This window comes from Ruminococcus sp. NATIVEDY160 (assembly GCF_045819885.1).
In the GTDB taxonomy this organism is placed as follows: Bacteria; Bacillota; Clostridia; order Oscillospirales; family Acutalibacteraceae; genus Ruminococcoides.
On the sequence record NZ_CP162391.1, the window covers coordinates 947,316 to 964,157 of the forward strand.

Consider the following 16,842-nt stretch of genomic DNA (forward strand, 5'->3'; position numbering starts at 1 on the left):
CATCCTTTCCTTATCTGTCTTTCATAGCCTCGTACATCAGAATGCCTGCGGCAACAGATGCGTTGAGGGAGTTAATCTTGCCTTTCATGGGCAGGGAAACTATCACATCACATTTTTCTCTGACAAGCCTTGAGATGCCCTTGCCTTCATTGCCGATGACAATAGCGCAGGCTCCCGAGAAATCGCACTTTTCGTAGTCGGTTCCGTTCATATCGGCGCCGAAAACCCACACGCCGCGCTGTTTCAGCTCGTCGAGCGTGTTCGCGATATTGGTGACTCTCGCTACGTTCATGTATTCAACAGCGCCCGCGCTCGCCTTGCCAACGGTGTAGCTAAGCCCTGCGCTTCTGCGTTTGGGGACTATTACGCCGTGAACGCCCGCGCATTCGGCTGTGCGGATGATCGCGCCGAGGTTGTGCGGATCCTCAAGCTCGTCGAGCACGAGGATAAACGGAGCTTCATTTCTCTCTTTGGCTGTTTTGAAAATATCGTCAACAGTGCAGTAATCCCTGACGGCTGCAAAGGCGATGATACCCTGATGGGTTGAGCCGCCGCTGAGATAGTCGAGCTTTACGCGGTCGACCTCCTTGATCGGGATCTGCTTTGCTTTAGCCTTGGCGAGAATCGCCACAACAGCGCCGTTTTTTTCGCCCTTCGCAATGAGTATCTTATCGATCGGGCGGCTGCCGCGAATGGCCTCGCTCACGGGATTTCTGCCGGAAATAACGTCGGTTTTTACATCATTTTGTTTTTCGTTCATATGAATCCTCTTGTCACATAATTATACATTTTAATATTATATCACAGATTTCGGAAAAAACATAGGGTTTTTGAAAAAAATTACGACAGATAATAGGCTCCCATGTCGAAATATTCGGGAATCAGTCCGTAAAGCCCTGTTTTGCTGTCCATAAAGATGATATTTTCGAGCGGAAACGGCGTCAGGCTGAAATAACAGGCGAGAAAGAGGAACAATAAAAATACGCACGGCGCGAAAAAACGTTTCAGCTCAAGCTCTGAGTAAAACAGCCGCAGCGATACCGCCGTACAGATGCAGAGTGATATCAGACACATAGCCGTAAATGCGGCGCTGTCGGTTTCGAGCCCGAATAAGCGCAGCACAAGCGACCCTGCCAGTAGGGTAGTGGTTAGCAGATACAGCGCGGAGGTTTTAACAGCGGCGAGGCGGTGAAGCGACGGCTGCAGACTGAGCGCTTCGAGGATACCCCAGAGCAGATACGAGAGCAGAAGCGGCTTTATGCACTCCCACGGGCTGTTGTTTACGGAGCCGAAGAGCACACCGATAAGTCCTTTTCCGCTGAGCTCGTACAGCTTTCCCGCGAGGATCGCGTACAGCGAACAGAACAAAATTCCGCCAATTTCCATTTCTTTCAGGTATTTAGCGCGTTCAGGGTTCATTTTTGACACCTCGTAACACTTATGACAATATTGTATTATATTATTTTAGAATTAAAAGCGGCTCAAAATAATTCTGTTTCGGAAGATATACAGACCGTATAATTCTTGTTTTTCAATAAAATGTGGATAACTCTGTGGAAAATGTGTAAACATACCGCTTTTGAAGGTTTTAAAACCGCTGAATACGAAGCGATTATTCAAAAGTCAAGGGTTTTCTTACAATTCCACATAAAATATTTTGTGAAAATACGGCTCGCCTGCAATTACAAATAGTTATAAACTTCTGTCAATGGCGTTTGAAGTCAAAACAAATTACAGTTCTGTTTTAATAAAAAAACAGCCGCACAGTCACTACGCTCATCACCAGCGCGGTAAAATCGGCTGCGAGAGCCGCAGGCAGGGTGTGTCGTGTGTTTTTGATATGAACCGAGCCGAAGTACATTGCCGTCGCGTAAAAAGTCGTTTCGCTAGAGCCTGCGAGCACAGAGGCGACCCTGCCCGCAAAGCTGTCCGTGCCGCAGTCCTCAAAGACACTGAGCAGCAGAGCGGTCGCTCCGCTTCCGGATACGGGACGCAGCATAGCCATCGGCACTATCTCGGGTGGAAATCCGAGCCTTTGCGCAATCGGAGATATCGCAGAGCAAATAACGTCTACCGCACCGCTTGATTTCAAGAGGCTGACCGCGAACATCAGTCCGATGATCGTCGGCGCGATATTATAGAGTGTCCGTATTCCTTCTCTCGCTCCAACCATGAATATGTCAAAGACGGGCACTCGCCGTATCAGTCCGAACAGTACTATCACGCAGGCGAATATCGGCATAGCAAGCTCCATCTTACAATCTCCTTTTTCTCTTGTTAAGCCCGACAGCTATCATGAGCGCGACAGAGAGCGCGCAGGCAGAGCTCAGCCATACGGGTACAAGTATCTCAAACGGCGCGTTGCTGCCATAGGTTTGCCGCAGAGAGCCGAGCATTGTGGGCAAAAGCTGCAGCGAGGCGGTGTTCATCACGACAAAGACTATCATCTCGTCGCTCGCGGTGTCGCTGCTGCCGTTGAGTTCATTCAGTTCGTGCATAGCCTTCAGACCGAGGGGAGTAGCCGTATTTCCGAGCCCGAGCAGGTTGGCGGTAATATTCATCGTAATACTGCCGAAGGCGTCGCTTTCCTTGTCTAGATTTGGAAAGAGCGGACGGAGCAGCGGAGAGAATATCTTGGCAAAAATGGCTGTCAGACCGCTTTCCTCGGCGATTTTCATTATTCCCGACCACAGTGTTATCACACCTGCGAGGGTGAGCAGGAGCTGTACCGTCTGAGCGCCGCTGTCAACGATCGCAGCGCTCAGGTTTTCGCCTTTGCCGAGAAAGATTGAGCACACAACGCTCAGGAGCACGAACGCGCTCCAGATGTAATTGAGCATATCATCACCATACAAGTTGTTACTATGTTATCCGCAATAACAGAACATTGACATTGATGTCGATAATTGACAAAAATGCCAATTTATGGTAGAATAAAGCTACAAGCAGGATAATTGTAAAATTGATATTAAACGGAGAGACATTATGATTTTTACTAATTTCAGAGAAATTGACAAGCTCGGCAGAATCGTGATCTCCAAGGATATCCGAAAGCATCTGGGAATCGAACCCGGGGACGTTCTGCAAATCAACACAGAGGGCGAAAGCATTATTATTAAGAAGGCGGAGAAGAAATGTATTTTCTGCAACGGCGAGGACGAGCTGCGCGAATTTGAGGGTAAGACCGTCTGCGCAGGCTGCCTTGAACGCCTTCGCGCTCTATCCTAAATATATAGGTGACGGTGCGTAATTATGAAGCTTTATTTGTCAAATATTTCAGATGTTCTGCCTCGTCACAGGGATTTGCTCACCTATGAGCGGCTCATGAAGGCAGAAAGATACAAAATGCCCGATGATAAAAAACGCTGTATCGCGGGCGGTGTATTGCTGTGGCATTTTTTAGGCGACACCGCTATCACCGATAACGGCTACGGCAAGCCTGTCGCGTCTGACGGCACGGCTTTCAACCTCTCGCACAGCGGCGAATGGATACTTCTGGCTGTCGGTGAGGGAGAGGTCGGCTGCGATATAGAACGCCCGGAGCACGTCAGCTATGAGAAGATGGGCAGGATCGTTTTCACGGAGAACGAGCTGCGCCTTATTAAACAAGCCCGCGATAAAACGGGCGAGTTCTTTAAGCTCTGGACAAAAAAAGAAGCCCTGCTCAAATGTATGGGCGAGGGCTTTCACCGTCCCGCAAAATCTGTCGACGTGAGCGGAGATTCCTTTGTTGACGGCAACAGGAAGTATTATCTAAGAACCGTTGTGTTTGCCGACTATGTGATTTCCGCGTGCGCGGCGGATACGGACTTTGAGATGGATATTGAGTTCGTTGATTTAAGACAATTATAAAAAAACGGCTGTCGTGTGGCAGTCGTTTTGTGGTTTTATTGATTCGGAACTACAGCGAAGAACACTAAGTCCTCATCGCTGTCGTTGATCAGACTGTGCGAGTGACCCTTCGGGCAGTAATGGCACTGACCTGCCTCGACCGCGAGCTTTTCTCCGTCGTAGAGAACGGTGCCTTTGCCGCTGAGAAAGTAGATGATCTCGCTGTTGGTGTCGTGCAAATGCTCGCCGATCGTCGCTCCGGGTACGAGGGTACCGTGCAGAAAGCGGTTCAGACCGTCGTAGTGCATCTTCGCCGTGAAGAATTTCTCTCCGCCCTTGAAGTTCGGGATATTCTCGCTTTTCTCGTTTTTAATATCAAAAATCATATCAACACTCCATTTTTCATAATTTGCAATCATTTTATCACATTCCTTGCCGCATATCAACGAAAAATAAAAAAACTCTTGCTTTTTTTCCGCCTTCGGAGTATAATAAATGACAGTTGAATAAAACCTTATCAAGAGTGACGGAGGGACAGGCCCTGTGAAGTCCGGCAACCTGCCATAAGGCAAGGTGCCAAATCCTGCGGTTTTACCGAAAGATGAGTTTATTGTGCGCCTTTCGGAAGAAGGGCGCTTATTTTTTTACTGGAGTGATTAAAATGGCAAAGAGATTGTTTTCTTCGGAGTCCGTAACAGAAGGACATCCCGACAAGGTGTGCGACTGCGTTTCAGACGCGGTGCTCGATAAAATCCTGGAGCAGGACAAGAATGCTCACGTAGCCTGTGAAACCACCGTTACCACAGGCGTTGTACATATCATGGGCGAGATCTCAACCACCGCGAAGGTGGATATCGCCGCCGTAGCGCGCGACGTTATCAGGGAAATCGGCTACGACAACCCAGAGTACGGCTTTGACGGCAGCGGCTGTGCAGTGCTCGTATCAATGGACGCTCAGTCACCCGATATCGCAATGGGCGTCAACGAGAGCTATGAGCTGCGCGACGGCGAGGACGACGCCGACAATCAGATCGGCGCGGGCGATCAGGGCATCATGTTCGGCTATGCCTGCGACGAGACAGAGGAGCTCATGCCGCTTCCAATTTCTCTTGCGCATAAGCTCGCGAAAAAGCTCACCGAGGTCAGAAAGAACGGCACGCTTTCATATCTCCGTCCCGACGGCAAGACTCAGGTCACTGTTGAGTACGACGGCGACAAGGCGGTCAGAGTCGACACTGTCGTTGTTTCGACCCAGCACGACGATGACGTTACCACCGAGCAGATCCGTGAGGATATGATCAAGTACGTTATCAAGCCCGTAATCCCCGAGGTTCTCCTCGATTCCGAGACAAAGATCTTCGTAAACCCCACAGGCAGATTCGTTATCGGCGGTCCTGTCGGCGACGCGGGTCTTACAGGCAGAAAGATCATCGTCGACACCTACGGCGGCTTCTCACGTCACGGCGGCGGCGCTTTCAGCGGCAAGGATCCGACAAAGGTTGACCGCAGTGCGGCGTACTACGCGCGTTATATCGCAAAGAACATCGTCGCCGCGAAGATCGCAAAACGCTGCGAGGTTCAGCTCGCTTACGCTATCGGCGTAGCAAAACCCGTGTCCATCATGATCGACACCTTCGGCACCTCGGAGTTCAGCGACGACGCTATCAGCGAGGCGGTCGGCAAGGTGTTTGACTGCCGTCCCAATTCTATTATCCGCCAGCTCAACCTCACCGAGACAAAGTACAGACCATTGGCGGCGTACGGTCACATCGGACGCGAGGATCTGGGCGTAAGCTGGGAAAAGACAGACAAAACCGAGGCGTTGCTCAAGGCGCTCAACGCATAAAAACAAAAAGCAGGGAAACGGACTCTCCGTTTCCCTGTAAATTTATCCCTGCAAGCCGAAAGAAATCGATATGGCATTGTCAATGGCGTTCATCGAACGCGCGTCGACGGTGCCCATTTTTTCTTTAAGCCTGCGTTTGTCGATGGTTCGCACCTGCTCGAGCAGCACGACGCTGTCCTTTGACAGACCCGATGTATCTGCGTGCAGCGGTATGTGTGTCGGCAGCTTTGCTTTGGACTGCTGGCTGGTGATAGCCGCCGCGATCACGGTGGGGCTGAAACGATTCCCGACGTTGTTCTGCACGATCAGTACGGGACGGATACCGCCCTGTTCCGAGCCGACCACGGGGCTTAGATCCGCGTAATAGATATCTCCGCGACGTATATTCAAGGCTTTTCACGCTCCAAAAATTTTTTGCCGTTCCCGGCTTGTATTTTTATTTTTGACAGCCGGGTTTTGCTTTATTCAGTTATTACATATTATTTTACGGCGTGAAATGTGTGCGGTTTTAAAGTGCGGCTGCGTCCTCAAATTCAATTTTGCCGCTGCTGTTTTCAAGCGAAACAAGATACCCTTTCTCGTCGGAAACAAGCTCCCAGCTGCCGATTTCCGCCTTACCGTCAGACAGACTCAGCCGTCCGTTTTCCTGTTCGCGGCAAATAGCGTCGAGGACGTTTTTAAGCTCCGCGGGCAGCGAGGGAGAGGGCAGGTACGCTTCGTCTGCGGTGCACTGCAGTCCGTCCTTGCTCAGATGCAGCTCGCCGTCGCTGTAGCCGATCGACAAGCCATTGAGCGTTTCGGGAGAGCTTAGGTGAAGATTCATTCTGCCCTGACGGTTGTATGTAAGGCTGCCGCTCAGCTTTTGTCCACGGTAATCGGCATTGAAGTCGGCTGTGAAATCCGTCACGAGCTGTGCGTGCTTCGCGCCGGCGCAGCCCGGGAGCATAATCAGCGCGAAAAAAAGGACACATAATGCTTTCAAAGATTTTGTCATAAGACACCTCCTTGTGCATTATATGTCCGTATTTTTTTATCATGACACCGAGCAAGCCCTGAGCGCCTCGGAAATGCATTCGATCATGTCCGACGGGAGCATAGAGATTTTTCCCAGCTTTTCAGCCGCGATGTCGCCCGCAAGTCCGTGAAGATATACCGCCGCCGCTGCCGCGTCAAACGGCTTTGCACCCTGAGCGAGCAGCGCGCCCGCGATACCCGCGAGAACGTCTCCGCTTCCGCCTGTCGCCATGCCGCTGTTTCCGGTGTGGTTAACAAGAACCCTGCCTTTGGGTGACGCTATCACGGTACCGGCGCCCTTCAGAACGGTAGTTACACCGTATCTTTCGGCAAATCGTGCCGCGAGGTTTTCTCTGTCGGCGTTTACCTCGGCGGGCGTTGACTTTATCAGCCTAGCGAATTCCCCGGGGTGAGGGGTAATGACGATATCTGCCTTTGCCTTTTTCAGAATTTCGGGGTCGTCGGCAATGCAGTTGAGCGCGTCCGCGTCAAGCAGCACCGGATTCCCACAATATTCTATAAAAGAATTAACAATCTGCTTTGTATCATTGCACACCGACAGTCCGCAGCCGATAACAACAGCGCTGCAACGCTTCGCTTCCTCGAGCAGCTTGTCAATGCAGTCTGCGCTGAGCTTTCCGTCGGGTGTTTCGTCAAGCGGTAAATATACGCTCTCCGGGATTTTCATGGCGACGATAGGATAGATGCTTTTCGGCAGAGCGCATTTATGCAGTCCGATTCCCGTTCTGAGAGCAGCCTTTGCCTCGAGCATTGCGGCACCTGCCATACCGTAGCAGCCGCAGATACTGAGCAGAGTGCCTATAGTTCCCTTGTTGGCATCGTCGGGACGGTTCGGGATCGCGCGCCTGAAAGTGTTTTTATCCGTCAGTTCCATATCAATAGTTATTTTTCCGGTAGAAGAGTCTGATGACGAGCTTCTTGTCGAGGTGTGATTTCATGCCCTCGAGAATGCTCTCGTTCGGTGTGAAGATAAGCAGACACTTTCCGAAAGCGGGGCTGTTGAACGCAGCGAAATAGTTCTCGTCCTTCGAGTCGATGTCGCGCGCGGCGACAAAGGTTTTTGTGAAGCGCATTTTGTCAATGACCTTCTCGTCCTTTGTCAGCTCGGTGATCTCGTTGATCGGCACTCTGCAGATAGGCTTGCGTTTTCTGAGCGCGATGATTTTGGAGATGTCGAGGTCATTGCCCGCGACTGAATACTCATACTCTACCTTCTGCTGCGAGAAAACATACCAGACTCCGTAGATGCCGCCCATGAAAAGAAAAATGCTGATCATAAAGATGTACTGGATATGCGTCATAATCGCCAGACCCGCGCCGATAAACGGAATCATGATCAGCACGACGACAGAAATGATTTTGATAACCAGCTGTTTAGCCTTGTTTACTCTTTTGACAACCTGTTCGTTAAAGCCTTCCATATCAAAGCTCCTTTTTATTCATATTAACTAATATATGATATCACATAATAATTTTTTTTGCAAGAGAAAAGCCCGCACTGATTACTCAGTGACAGGCTTTTTTCTGAAACGACAGATTGTAAGGCCGATTATCGCGGTAACAAAAAGCAGAATGCTTATCCACTGCGAGGTCGACAGCCCGAAGAGAAAGCCGCGGATCTCGTCGCCTCTGAAAAACTCAAGTGTGAAACGCACGACGGGATAGACGAGCATATAAATGAAAATCAGCTTATCCGTCATGATTGATTTCTTGAACAGATAGAGAATGAACAGGAAAATCAGCAGGTTCAGCGCCGATTCAAAGAGCTGAACCGGAAGGCGGTTGACGTCGTTTATATCAGGGTTTATTGTGTTGCCGTGAACGGTGAAGCCGAACGGAGATTCAATTCCGTAGCAGCAGCCGCCGAGAAAGCAGCCGATTCTGCCGAAAACGTGAAACAGGGGAGTGAGCACGGCGTAGATGTCGAGCAGGTTCCGCGCCTTGATTTTCTTGTCGAATTTGCAGTAAACTCCGATTGCCGCGATGCCGCCGAGAAAGCCGCCGTAGAACACCATGCCGCCGATCGCGTATATCATAACGTCTCTGAACTTGTCGAACCAGAGCTCGCCGATATTCTGAAACGCCTTGATGATGAGATCGAGGTGGGTGATACCGTAGACGATATGCGCGCCGATGAATATGCCCGCGCCGATCGAGAGAAGGATCAGCAGGAAGTCGTAGATGTCGCGGCCGAAGCGCTTGATAAGGTTGTTGCCCACAAAGGTGCAGGCGACAGCGCCGAGCACGACCATAATTCCGTAGGTGCCGACCTCCCAGCCGAAGATGTGAAAAGAAGGAAACATTCGATAACTCCTTAATAAAACAATACAGCCAGCCACAGGCTGACTGTAGATTGTTTATAAGTTTTATTTTGCTTATTGAGCAGCAGCGGAAGCAGCGCTCTGAGCAGCGCTCTCGATTGCCTTCTGAACGCTGGGATCGGAAGCAACACAAGCGGTGCAAACGGTGCAGGTGAGGAAGCCGATGAACGCAAGTGCAAGACCTACGATGGAAAGAACAAGACCAACGGTGGGAACGGGTGATGTCTGTCCTGCTTCCTTGAAGCTCTTCTTGGAAAGGATCGCAAGAATCAGACCGACGATAGCAGCGATGAGAGAAACTATGTTGAAGATGGGAACATAGAATGTTACAATCGCGAAGGCGCCGAGAACGATAGCTACGATACCAAGTACCTTATTGCCTGTTTTCATTGTTATATCCTCCTGAAAAGATTTTATTATGCAGCAATTTTAACTGCTAAGATGATTATATGATATTTAATTTTTAATGTCAAGTATTGTTCTATTTTTTTGTTGTATATTTACAAAATTGTAACTTGTCAATTAAACACAGTTTTTATATTGCCTAAAATGGAAATATGTATTTTTGTGTCTTTTTGCAGAGAAAATGACAGGTTCGTCTATTGTATTTTCATATGATACAATTATTCGGGCTAAAAACAGTCCGCAGGACTGTTTTCTTAACGCCCGTTCAAATCCCTTCGGATACTTAGCCGCCCGAAGTACGTTCTATAATCCGAAAAGTTCCATCTCGCCTTATGCGGTGTGTTTTGGTCAAAAGTATCATCTGCTCGTCGGGCTAAAAACAGTCCGCAGGACTGTTTTCTTAACGCCCGTTCAAATCCCTTCGGATACTTAGCGGACAAAAATTTATGGGGTACCTTTGGGTACCCCATAAATTTTGGCCCGCCCGAAGGGATTTGAACCCCCGATCTCCGGAATCGGAATCCGTTGCGTTATCCAGCTGCGCCACGGGCGGATATTGCGCGGATTTACCGCGCTTAAATTATTATACACTATTTTGAAAACTTAGTCAATCATTCAGACAATTCTTCCCAGATTTCGTAAAGACTTTCCTGCTGTGCCTGCAGCTCCTCGAGCTTGTTTGTCAGCTCAATCAGCTTTTCATAATCAGAGGTGACGCTTTCGTCGCCGAGATGAGTCTGGATTTCCTTCATCTGAGCGTCAAGGCTTTCGATTTCCTCCTCGGTCTTGCGCAGCTTTGTGCGGCGTTTGCGTTCCTCGCTTTGACGCTGCTTGTTGAGAAAATATTCATTCTGGGGCTTTTCCTTTTTCTCGGCGGCCTTCTCCTGAGCTTCGCTTTCCTTTGCAGCCTTTATGCGCTCGAGGCAGTAGTCGTAGTTGCCGAGGTATTCCTTCATTCCGTCCTGTGTAAGAACGAGAACCCTGTCGGCGAGCTTGTTAATGAAATATCGGTCGTGGCTGATTATGAGCAGAGTGCCGCTGTATTCGGCGAGCGTTTTTTCAAGCTCCTCGCGTGAGGCGGCGTCAAGGTGGTTTGTCGGCTCGTCGAGCAGGAGAAAGTTGCTGCCCTGAAGCATCAGCTTGAGCAGAGAAATCCTCGCTCTTTCGCCGCCGCTCATCTTTGACAGCGGCTTGAACACCTCGTCGCCTTTGAACAGGAAAGATGCAAGCGCAGAGCGCACCTCGGTCTGCGTCATATTCGGGAACCTGTCCCACACCTCGTCAATTGCGGTTTTGCTCAGGTCGAGATTTTGCTGCAGCTGGTCAAAGTATCCTGTCATCACATTCGCGCCGAGGTCAAATTCACCTCTGTCCTGCGGCATTCTTCCGTTGAGAATGCGGAAAAGCGTGGTCTTGCCGCAGCCGTTTGCGCCGAGAATAAATACTCTTTCGCCCTTGCGGATATGTATGTTCACATCTCTGAACAGCTGCTTCTCGCCGAAGGATTTAGCGAGATTGCGGCATATAAGCACATCGTTTCCGCTCTCGAACTTCGGCTCAAAGCGCATACGCATTGTTTCCAACTCGCTTTCGGGTGTGACGAGCTGCGCCTTGATGCGGTCGGCTTCCTTCTGACGGGAGGCGGCGGTGATGAAGTTCCTCTCACGTCCCCAGCGGCGCTGTTGCTCAACAATGCCCTCGATACGCCTGATTTCCTTCATGTCGTTTTCGTATTTATTTTTCAGAGCCTCGTTGAAGGCTTCTTTTTTGCGGATAAATTCCGTGTACGCGCCCTTGTAGCACATGATTTTTCCGTGCTCAAGCTCGATCGTCTTGTTCGTGACGTTGTCGAGGAAGTAACGGTCGTGGCTGATAATAATCATCGAGCCCTTGAAATCTCTCAGGAAGTCCTCGAGCCAGCCGACAGCCTTGATGTCGAGGTGGTTGGTCGGCTCGTCGAGGAGAAGCAGGTTGCTGCGCGAGAGCAGGAGCTTTGCGAGGCTTAGCTTTGAGCGCTGACCGCCGCTGAGGTTGCCGACGGGCATAGTGAAGTCGTCCTCAGAGAAGCCCAGCCCGAGAAGCGCCGAGCGCGTGCGGCTCTTGTAGGTAAGACCTCCCTGAGCTTCATATTCCTCAATCAGCCTTGTCTGACGTTCCACGAGCGCGTCGAGGTTGCCTTCACCGGCGTCGATCGACGCTGTTACGGCGGCGATTTCGTCCTCGGTTTCGCTCAGATAGTCAAAAACAGACAGCAGCTCGTGAAAGATATCCATTCGCGGGTTGTTGCAGGCGTGCTGCTCCATGTAACCGACGCGCACGCTTTTTTCAAAGGCGATAATGCCTTCGTTCGGATCGATTTCTCCGTTTAGGGCGCGGAAGAGAGTGGTTTTTCCGACGCCGTTAGCCCCGATAAAGCCCACCTTGTCGTGAGTCTCCACATCAAAGGACACGTCGGAAAACAGCGTTCGCTCTACAAAGCTGACGCTGAGATTTCGCACCGATAATGCGGGCATATAATCACTCCCTTATTTGCATACTATTTTTATATTGTAGCCTAAAATCCCGAAAAGAGCAAGACAAAATTAAAAATATGCCAGAGATTAACGAAAGAATAGGCAATAATGCCGATAATTATCAGCACGTTTGCGAATTTATTCTCCGCTTCACCCGTCAGCTTAAAGAGCACTCCGCATAGGACTATCAGCGCCAGCGGAATCACGCCTTTAATCAGCAGGGTAGACCCGAATCCGCTGAGTACGGGCTGCATAATCGGGTTAGCCTCGGTAAATCTTCCGCTTCCGATAAGCGCCTCCGTGCATATCCAGTCGATCAGGTTGAGCAGATACAGAAGTCCGAGTTTTGTGTAAAACGAAACTCCGCTTTTTTGCCGTGCCGCGGTCTTATCTGTCATAGTAATCACTCCTTGGGTTTATCATTCGCTCCGTTTGGTTTTTTATTCGCAGAACAGAATATTTGAATATTGAAAATGGATATGAATTATGATATAAATATACTATAAAAACAGTAGGAGTTATCATTATGTCGCTTGTGGAGTTCAGAGACGTTTATAAACGCTACCAAATGGGAGAAATCACGATCAACGCCGTCGACGGCATATCATTTTCGGTTGAGGAAGGCGAATTTGCCGTTGTCGTAGGCGCGTCGGGCGCGGGAAAAACCACTGTGCTCAATATCCTCGGCGGAATGGACAGCTGCACCGAGGGCGAAATCATCGTCGGCGGCCGCAATGTCAGCCGTCTCAGCGACAGACAGCTCATAGAGTACCGCCGCTACGACATCGGATTTGTATTCCAGTTCTACAATCTCGTTCACAACCTCACTGCAAAGGAGAATGTCGAGCTTGCAGCCCAGATTTGCCGCGACCCGATGGACAGCGAAAAGGCGCTCGAGAGCGTCGGTCTGCTCGAACGAAAGGACAATTTCCCGGCGCAGCTCTCGGGCGGCGAACAGCAGCGAGTCAGTATCGCACGCGCGCTCGCAAAGAATCCCAAGCTGCTGCTCTGTGACGAGCCCACAGGCGCACTCGATTACAACACGGGCAGACAGATTCTCGCGCTGCTGCAGGATACCTGCCACAGGCAGAAGATGACCGTCATGCTGATTACCCACAACAACGCGATAACTCCGATGGCTGACCATGTAATAGAGATGAAAAGCGGCAAAATCGTCCGCGATGTATATAATGAAAACCCGAAATCCATAGACGAGATCGAATGGTAATACATTAAAAATATTCCGGAAAGGAGGCGGCAGTATGACACGGGCGTTGATCAGGAACACATTCAGAGAGATAATCGGCACAAAGGCGCGTTTTTTCTCGATTATGGCGATCATAGTGCTCGGCGTCGGCTTTTTTACGGGCATCAAGGCGACAAGCCCTTCTATGTACAATCTCGCCGAGAATTATTATCGTGAAAAGAGCCTGATGGATTTCCGCCTTGTTTCCACAACCGGCTTTACCGAGGACGATGTGAAGGCTGTTTCCGCGGTCGAAGGCGTTCAGAGCGTAATGCCGTCATACTTCTTTGACCTTATGACCGCCGCTGACGAGGGCGGCGATTTGGTTCGCCTGATAGCCGTGCCCGAAGATTATCTCAAAAACCCGTCGCTCAACGATATTGTAATCAACGAGGGCAGAGAAATCAAAAGGAGCGGCGAGATCATCACCGAGAGCGTTGCGTTTGCTAACGCGAAGCATCAGCTCGGCGGCAAAGTCCGTTTCGCGCCGATGGCAGGCGACAGCAAGGTCACTGATATGCTGTACAACACCGAGTACACCATTGTCGGCAAGGCTGAGTCGCCGCTGTATATATCCTATCAGCGCGGCATTTCGCAGATCGGCAACGGCAAAATCGACGAGTATATGTACGTGTCCGCCGAGGATTTCAAGATCGACCGATATACAGAGCTGTATGTCAAGGCTGACTACTCCGACGGCGTTTCCGCGTTTTCAGATGAATATATTGAAAAGACCGACGAGCTTCAGGAGAAGCTTGAGCAGGCGGCGTCCGAGCGCGAGGAGGCGTTTCAGGTCGAGGTCATCGATAAGGCAAAGTCAGACCTGGCCGACGCGAAGGAGAAGTACAACTCAGAGAAGAGCGACGCCGACAAAAAGCTCAGCGACGCTGAAAAGCAGATTCGTGAAGGTGAAGCGGAGTACGACGAAAAGATAGCCGACGCAGAGCGGCAGCTTAAGGACGCTCAGGAAAAAATCGCGGACGGCGAAAATGAGCTTGCCGCGGGAGAATACGCTTATTACACCAAAATCAGCGCCGCGGATAAGCAGCTGGACGAAAAACGCGCAGAGCTCAGTGACGCGGAGAATAAGTATAAATCCTCGCTTGCAGAGGCGCAGGAGAAAATTGCTTCCGCTCAGGCTCAGATAGACAGCGGCAGAGCACAGCTCGAGGCAGGACAGGCAGAGCTTGAGAGCAAGGCGGAGCTGTTCGCGTTTTTGGAGAAGGCACAGCAGGCAGTTGAAACGGTAAACGAGGCGATAAGCAGACTGCAGGAGCTGGGACTTCACGAAAAACTTACCGGGATTATCGACGGCACAAAAACCATAATCGACGATCTTACAAAAGAGAAAAAGCTCACACCCGAAGAAGCGCAAAAGCTGCGCGACGCTCTCGACAAGGCGCAGGAAATTATCGACGGCGCACAGACGCTGACCGATCAGGTTCAGGCGATACTTGAGAAGGCGGACGAAGTGCTCTCGGGTCTGAATGAGGAATACCGCAATGCCGAAGCGCTGCTCGAGCAGATGAAGCAGAAGCTCGACGACGCTCAGGCGGAGCTCGACAAGCAGGCGGCTGAGGGTCAGGCACAGCTTGACGCGGCAAAGGCTCAGATAGACAGCGGCAAGGCACAGCTCAGCGCAGCATCGGCGGAGCTTGAAAGCCAGCGAGCGAGCGGACTTGCGAAGCTCCAAAACGCGCGCTATTCATTGCAGCTTGCAAAGACTGAGTACGCAAACGGCGTATCTGAGTTTGAAGCCGAAAAGCAAAGCGGCCGCGAGAAGCTCGACGACGCGAAGGCAGAGTATAATAAGAACAAAAGCGAAGCGGATAAGAAGTTCGCCGATGCAAAGAAGCAGATAGACGAAGCGCAGGAGAAGGTAGACAGCCTCAGCCCGTCGCAGTGGTACGTGTTTAACCGTGACGATAACCCCGGTTACTCAACCTTTTCACAGAACGCCGACAGGCTCGACGCGGTCGCGTCTGTATTTCCGCTTTTCTTCCTGCTGGTCGCGGTTCTCGTCTGCGTGACGACAATGACCCGCCTGATTGAGGAAAAGCGTACCGAGATCGCGACGCTGAAGGCGCTCGGTTACTCGAACGGCTCGATTATTCTGAAATATGTAATATATTCCATGCTCGCCGCCGTATCGGGAAGCATCGTCGGCATCGCCGCCGGAGTGCTGACGCTGCCGTTTATCATCTTCAACGCCTATAAAATAATGTATTACATCGGCGATATCACGCTGGTGCTCAATATTCCCGCAATTGTACTGGGAATACTCGCCGCGGTTATAACAACCACCGCCGTTTCGATTATCGTCTGCGCTAAGTCGTTGCACCTCAAGCCAGCGCAGGCAATGCGCCCGAAGGCTCCGAAGCCGGGCAAGCGCATTTTGCTCGAATATATCACTCCGCTCTGGAAGCACATGGGCTTTACCGCGAAGCTGACCGCGCGAAATCTCTTCCGCTACAAAGTCCGCATGTGCATGACGGTTCTCGGTGTCGCGGGCTGTACCGCGTTGATTGTCGCGGCGTTCGGTCTGCTAAACAGCTTCGACCCGCTGACCGAGGTGCAGTTCGGCGAGATTTACAAGTACGACGTCATTGTCGCGCCAAAGGACAGCGGCACCGCTGAAGATCTGGAGTATCTTGAGGAGCTTTCCGACAATACGGGCTGCGCGACAGGAAACCTTCTGGTTTCACAGAGCGACGTCACAGTCTGTTACGGCGGCAAGGAAAACAGCGAGTCGACCTATCTCTGGACGATGTCTGATCCGCAGAATTTTGATAATATGGTTTCTATCCGCACCAGGAAGGATCACACTCCGCTGCCTTTGGATAACAACGGTATTATGGTAAACGAAAAGCTCGCGTCTATCCTCGGCTTTTCGGTCGGCGATACGATCACCCTAAAGATAGGGGATAAGACCGCCGAGGCTAAGGTCAGCGGAATCTTCGAGCAGTATATCTATAACTACCTCTATCTCACGCCGGATTATTACCGTCAGCTCTTCGGTACAGAGCCCGAGTACAACCTGATGATCACCTGCCTTACCGACAAGAGCGATGAAACTCAGAACGAGTTCAGCTCCGAGCTGCTTGCGGACGACAGAGTGACCGCCGTTTCGTTTATGGGCGCGAATATCCGGGACTTCAAGAATATGCTCAACTCACTCAACATGGTAGTCGTCGTTATGATTGTCTGCGCGGCGGGACTTGCGTTTGTCGTGCTCTACAATCTGACGAATATCAATATCGCCGAGCGTGTGCGCGAGATTGCAACCTTCAAGGTTCTCGGTTTCTATAATAAAGAGACCTCGCGTTTTATATATAAGGAAAACCTCATACTGACGGTTCTGGGAATACTCGCGGGACTTCTGCTCGGTATTCTGCTGACAGGCTTCATTATCCGCACGGTAGAGGTCGACAATATCATGTTCGGCAGAGATATCTATTTTACAACCTATCTTTACGCTTCGGGACTGACGCTGCTGTTCTCTCTGATAGTAAACGCAGTCATGAGCTTTAAGATAAAAGCTGTCGACATGGTAACCAGTCTGAAAAGCGTTGAATAAGAAAAAACTTCACACGAGGGTTATTTCCTGTTGAAAATGTATATTTCTTGTTGAAATATGGGGAATTA

Annotated in this window: 18 protein-coding genes, 1 tRNA gene and 1 riboswitch; of the genes, 5 read left to right on the forward strand and 14 right to left on the reverse strand. The window is 50.5% G+C overall.

Annotation, left to right across the window (positions count from 1 at the left end; translation table 11 throughout):
• Positions 1-10: 10 nt before the first annotated feature.
• From rlmB to AB1I49_RS04660, 4 genes are all read right to left on the reverse strand, one after another.
• Positions 11-760, reverse strand: a complete 750-nt coding sequence (gene rlmB / locus AB1I49_RS04645; protein WP_407721513.1) for a 23S rRNA (guanosine(2251)-2'-O)-methyltransferase RlmB — start codon at positions 758-760, stop codon at positions 11-13.
• 80 nt (positions 761-840) lie between these two features.
• On the reverse strand, positions 841-1,419 hold the full coding sequence (locus AB1I49_RS04650; RefSeq protein ID WP_407721514.1) for a DUF6512 family protein: 579 nt from the start codon (positions 1,417-1,419) through the stop codon (positions 841-843).
• 325 nt (positions 1,420-1,744) lie between these two features.
• Positions 1,745-2,254, reverse strand: coding sequence for a spore maturation protein (locus tag AB1I49_RS04655; protein WP_316612225.1), 510 nt, complete (start codon positions 2,252-2,254; stop codon positions 1,745-1,747).
• 1 nt (position 2,255) lies between these two features.
• Positions 2,256-2,840: a nucleoside recognition domain-containing protein gene (locus AB1I49_RS04660; protein ID WP_407721515.1), complete on the reverse strand. Its 585-nt coding sequence runs from the start codon at positions 2,838-2,840 to the stop codon at positions 2,256-2,258.
• Between the two features lie 145 nt (positions 2,841-2,985).
• On the opposite strand from AB1I49_RS04660, the gene AB1I49_RS04665 reads away from it, so the two are divergent.
• On the forward strand, positions 2,986-3,228 hold the full coding sequence (locus AB1I49_RS04665; RefSeq protein ID WP_316610125.1) for an AbrB/MazE/SpoVT family DNA-binding domain-containing protein: 243 nt from the start codon (positions 2,986-2,988) through the stop codon (positions 3,226-3,228).
• 24 nt (positions 3,229-3,252) lie between these two features.
• The gene (locus AB1I49_RS04670) at positions 3,253-3,852 is read left to right on the forward strand and encodes a 4'-phosphopantetheinyl transferase family protein (protein WP_407721516.1); all 600 of its coding nucleotides are present in this window, start codon (positions 3,253-3,255) and stop codon (positions 3,850-3,852) included.
• Between the two features lie 35 nt (positions 3,853-3,887).
• On the opposite strand, the gene AB1I49_RS04675 is transcribed toward AB1I49_RS04670, so the two are convergent.
• Entirely contained in the window at positions 3,888-4,217 is a 330-nt protein-coding gene (locus AB1I49_RS04675; protein ID WP_201428899.1) for a cupin domain-containing protein, read from the reverse strand.
• Between the two features lie 125 nt (positions 4,218-4,342).
• Positions 4,343-4,439: riboswitch (SAM riboswitch) on the forward strand.
• A 53-nt stretch (positions 4,440-4,492) separates the two neighbouring features.
• Here AB1I49_RS04675 and metK point away from each other — a divergent pair.
• Complete coding sequence (metK, locus tag AB1I49_RS04680; RefSeq protein ID WP_207752219.1) at positions 4,493-5,677, forward strand: methionine adenosyltransferase; 1,185 nt, start codon at positions 4,493-4,495, stop codon at positions 5,675-5,677.
• A 42-nt stretch (positions 5,678-5,719) separates the two neighbouring features.
• Here the strand turns inward: metK and AB1I49_RS04685 are convergent, their stop codons facing one another.
• The 9 genes from AB1I49_RS04685 to AB1I49_RS04725 all read right to left on the reverse strand — a co-directional run bounded on the left by AB1I49_RS04685 (position 5,720) and on the right by AB1I49_RS04725 (position 12,349).
• Positions 5,720-6,067, reverse strand: a complete 348-nt coding sequence (locus AB1I49_RS04685) for a type II toxin-antitoxin system PemK/MazF family toxin (RefSeq protein ID WP_201428898.1) — start codon at positions 6,065-6,067, stop codon at positions 5,720-5,722.
• Between the two features lie 118 nt (positions 6,068-6,185).
• Positions 6,186-6,671 carry a hypothetical protein gene (locus AB1I49_RS04690; protein WP_407721517.1) on the reverse strand — a complete coding sequence of 162 codons (486 nt, stop codon included), beginning with the start codon at positions 6,669-6,671 and terminating at the stop codon, positions 6,186-6,188.
• Positions 6,672-6,710: 39 nt separating this feature from the next.
• Complete coding sequence (locus tag AB1I49_RS04695) at positions 6,711-7,586, reverse strand: NAD(P)H-hydrate dehydratase (RefSeq protein WP_201428896.1); 876 nt, start codon at positions 7,584-7,586, stop codon at positions 6,711-6,713.
• Position 7,587: 1 nt separating this feature from the next.
• Entirely contained in the window at positions 7,588-8,133 is a 546-nt protein-coding gene (locus AB1I49_RS04700; protein WP_316610132.1) for a DUF6106 family protein, read from the reverse strand.
• 81 nt (positions 8,134-8,214) lie between these two features.
• On the reverse strand, positions 8,215-9,015 hold the full coding sequence (locus AB1I49_RS04705) for a prolipoprotein diacylglyceryl transferase (protein WP_407721518.1): 801 nt from the start codon (positions 9,013-9,015) through the stop codon (positions 8,215-8,217).
• A 72-nt stretch (positions 9,016-9,087) separates the two neighbouring features.
• Positions 9,088-9,423 (reverse strand): hypothetical protein, encoded by a 336-nt coding sequence (locus tag AB1I49_RS04710; RefSeq protein WP_201428893.1) that lies wholly within the window; start codon positions 9,421-9,423, stop codon positions 9,088-9,090.
• Positions 9,424-9,914: 491 nt separating this feature from the next.
• A tRNA-Arg gene (locus AB1I49_RS04715) sits at positions 9,915-9,991 on the reverse strand.
• Between the two features lie 58 nt (positions 9,992-10,049).
• Entirely contained in the window at positions 10,050-11,951 is a 1,902-nt protein-coding gene (gene abc-f, locus AB1I49_RS04720; protein WP_407721519.1) for a ribosomal protection-like ABC-F family protein, read from the reverse strand.
• A 41-nt stretch (positions 11,952-11,992) separates the two neighbouring features.
• On the reverse strand, positions 11,993-12,349 hold the full coding sequence (locus tag AB1I49_RS04725) for a DUF5658 family protein (RefSeq protein WP_407721520.1): 357 nt from the start codon (positions 12,347-12,349) through the stop codon (positions 11,993-11,995).
• A gap of 128 nt (positions 12,350-12,477) precedes the next feature.
• On the opposite strand from AB1I49_RS04725, the gene AB1I49_RS04730 reads away from it, so the two are divergent.
• Positions 12,478-13,179: an ABC transporter ATP-binding protein gene (locus tag AB1I49_RS04730; protein ID WP_201428784.1), complete on the forward strand. Its 702-nt coding sequence runs from the start codon at positions 12,478-12,480 to the stop codon at positions 13,177-13,179.
• Between the two features lie 34 nt (positions 13,180-13,213).
• Positions 13,214-16,774 (forward strand): FtsX-like permease family protein, encoded by a 3,561-nt coding sequence (locus tag AB1I49_RS04735; RefSeq protein WP_407721521.1) that lies wholly within the window; start codon positions 13,214-13,216, stop codon positions 16,772-16,774.
• Positions 16,775-16,842: the final 68 nt, after the last annotated feature.

Excerpts from the sequence above, each read along its gene's own strand:
- AB1I49_RS04700 (WP_316610132.1), bottom strand. The coding sequence starts at position 8,133 with ATGGAAGGCTTTAACGAACAGGTTGTCAAAAGAGTAAACAAGGCTAAA.
- abc-f (WP_407721519.1), bottom strand. The coding sequence starts at position 11,951 with ATGCCCGCATTATCGGTGCGAAATCTCAGCGTCAGCTTTGTAGAGCGA.
- AB1I49_RS04730 (WP_201428784.1), top strand. The coding sequence starts at position 12,478 with ATGTCGCTTGTGGAGTTCAGAGACGTTTATAAACGCTACCAAATGGGA.
- AB1I49_RS04735 (WP_407721521.1), top strand. The coding sequence starts at position 13,214 with ATGACACGGGCGTTGATCAGGAACACATTCAGAGAGATAATCGGCACA.
- metK (WP_207752219.1), top strand. The coding sequence starts at position 4,493 with ATGGCAAAGAGATTGTTTTCTTCGGAGTCCGTAACAGAAGGACATCCC.
- AB1I49_RS04690 (WP_407721517.1), bottom strand. The coding sequence starts at position 6,671 with ATGACAAAATCTTTGAAAGCATTATGTGTCCTTTTTTTCGCGCTGATT.
- AB1I49_RS04670 (WP_407721516.1), top strand. The coding sequence starts at position 3,253 with ATGAAGCTTTATTTGTCAAATATTTCAGATGTTCTGCCTCGTCACAGG.
- AB1I49_RS04705 (WP_407721518.1), bottom strand. The coding sequence starts at position 9,015 with ATGTTTCCTTCTTTTCACATCTTCGGCTGGGAGGTCGGCACCTACGGA.
- AB1I49_RS04675 (WP_201428899.1), bottom strand. The coding sequence starts at position 4,217 with ATGATTTTTGATATTAAAAACGAGAAAAGCGAGAATATCCCGAACTTC.
- AB1I49_RS04650 (WP_407721514.1), bottom strand. The coding sequence starts at position 1,419 with ATGAACCCTGAACGCGCTAAATACCTGAAAGAAATGGAAATTGGCGGA.
- AB1I49_RS04665 (WP_316610125.1), top strand. The coding sequence starts at position 2,986 with ATGATTTTTACTAATTTCAGAGAAATTGACAAGCTCGGCAGAATCGTG.
- rlmB (WP_407721513.1), bottom strand. The coding sequence starts at position 760 with ATGAACGAAAAACAAAATGATGTAAAAACCGACGTTATTTCCGGCAGA.
- AB1I49_RS04695 (WP_201428896.1), bottom strand. The coding sequence starts at position 7,586 with ATGGAACTGACGGATAAAAACACTTTCAGGCGCGCGATCCCGAACCGT.
- AB1I49_RS04710 (WP_201428893.1), bottom strand. The coding sequence starts at position 9,423 with ATGAAAACAGGCAATAAGGTACTTGGTATCGTAGCTATCGTTCTCGGC.
- AB1I49_RS04660 (WP_407721515.1), bottom strand. The coding sequence starts at position 2,840 with ATGCTCAATTACATCTGGAGCGCGTTCGTGCTCCTGAGCGTTGTGTGC.
- AB1I49_RS04725 (WP_407721520.1), bottom strand. The coding sequence starts at position 12,349 with ATGACAGATAAGACCGCGGCACGGCAAAAAAGCGGAGTTTCGTTTTAC.
- AB1I49_RS04655 (WP_316612225.1), bottom strand. The coding sequence starts at position 2,254 with ATGGAGCTTGCTATGCCGATATTCGCCTGCGTGATAGTACTGTTCGGA.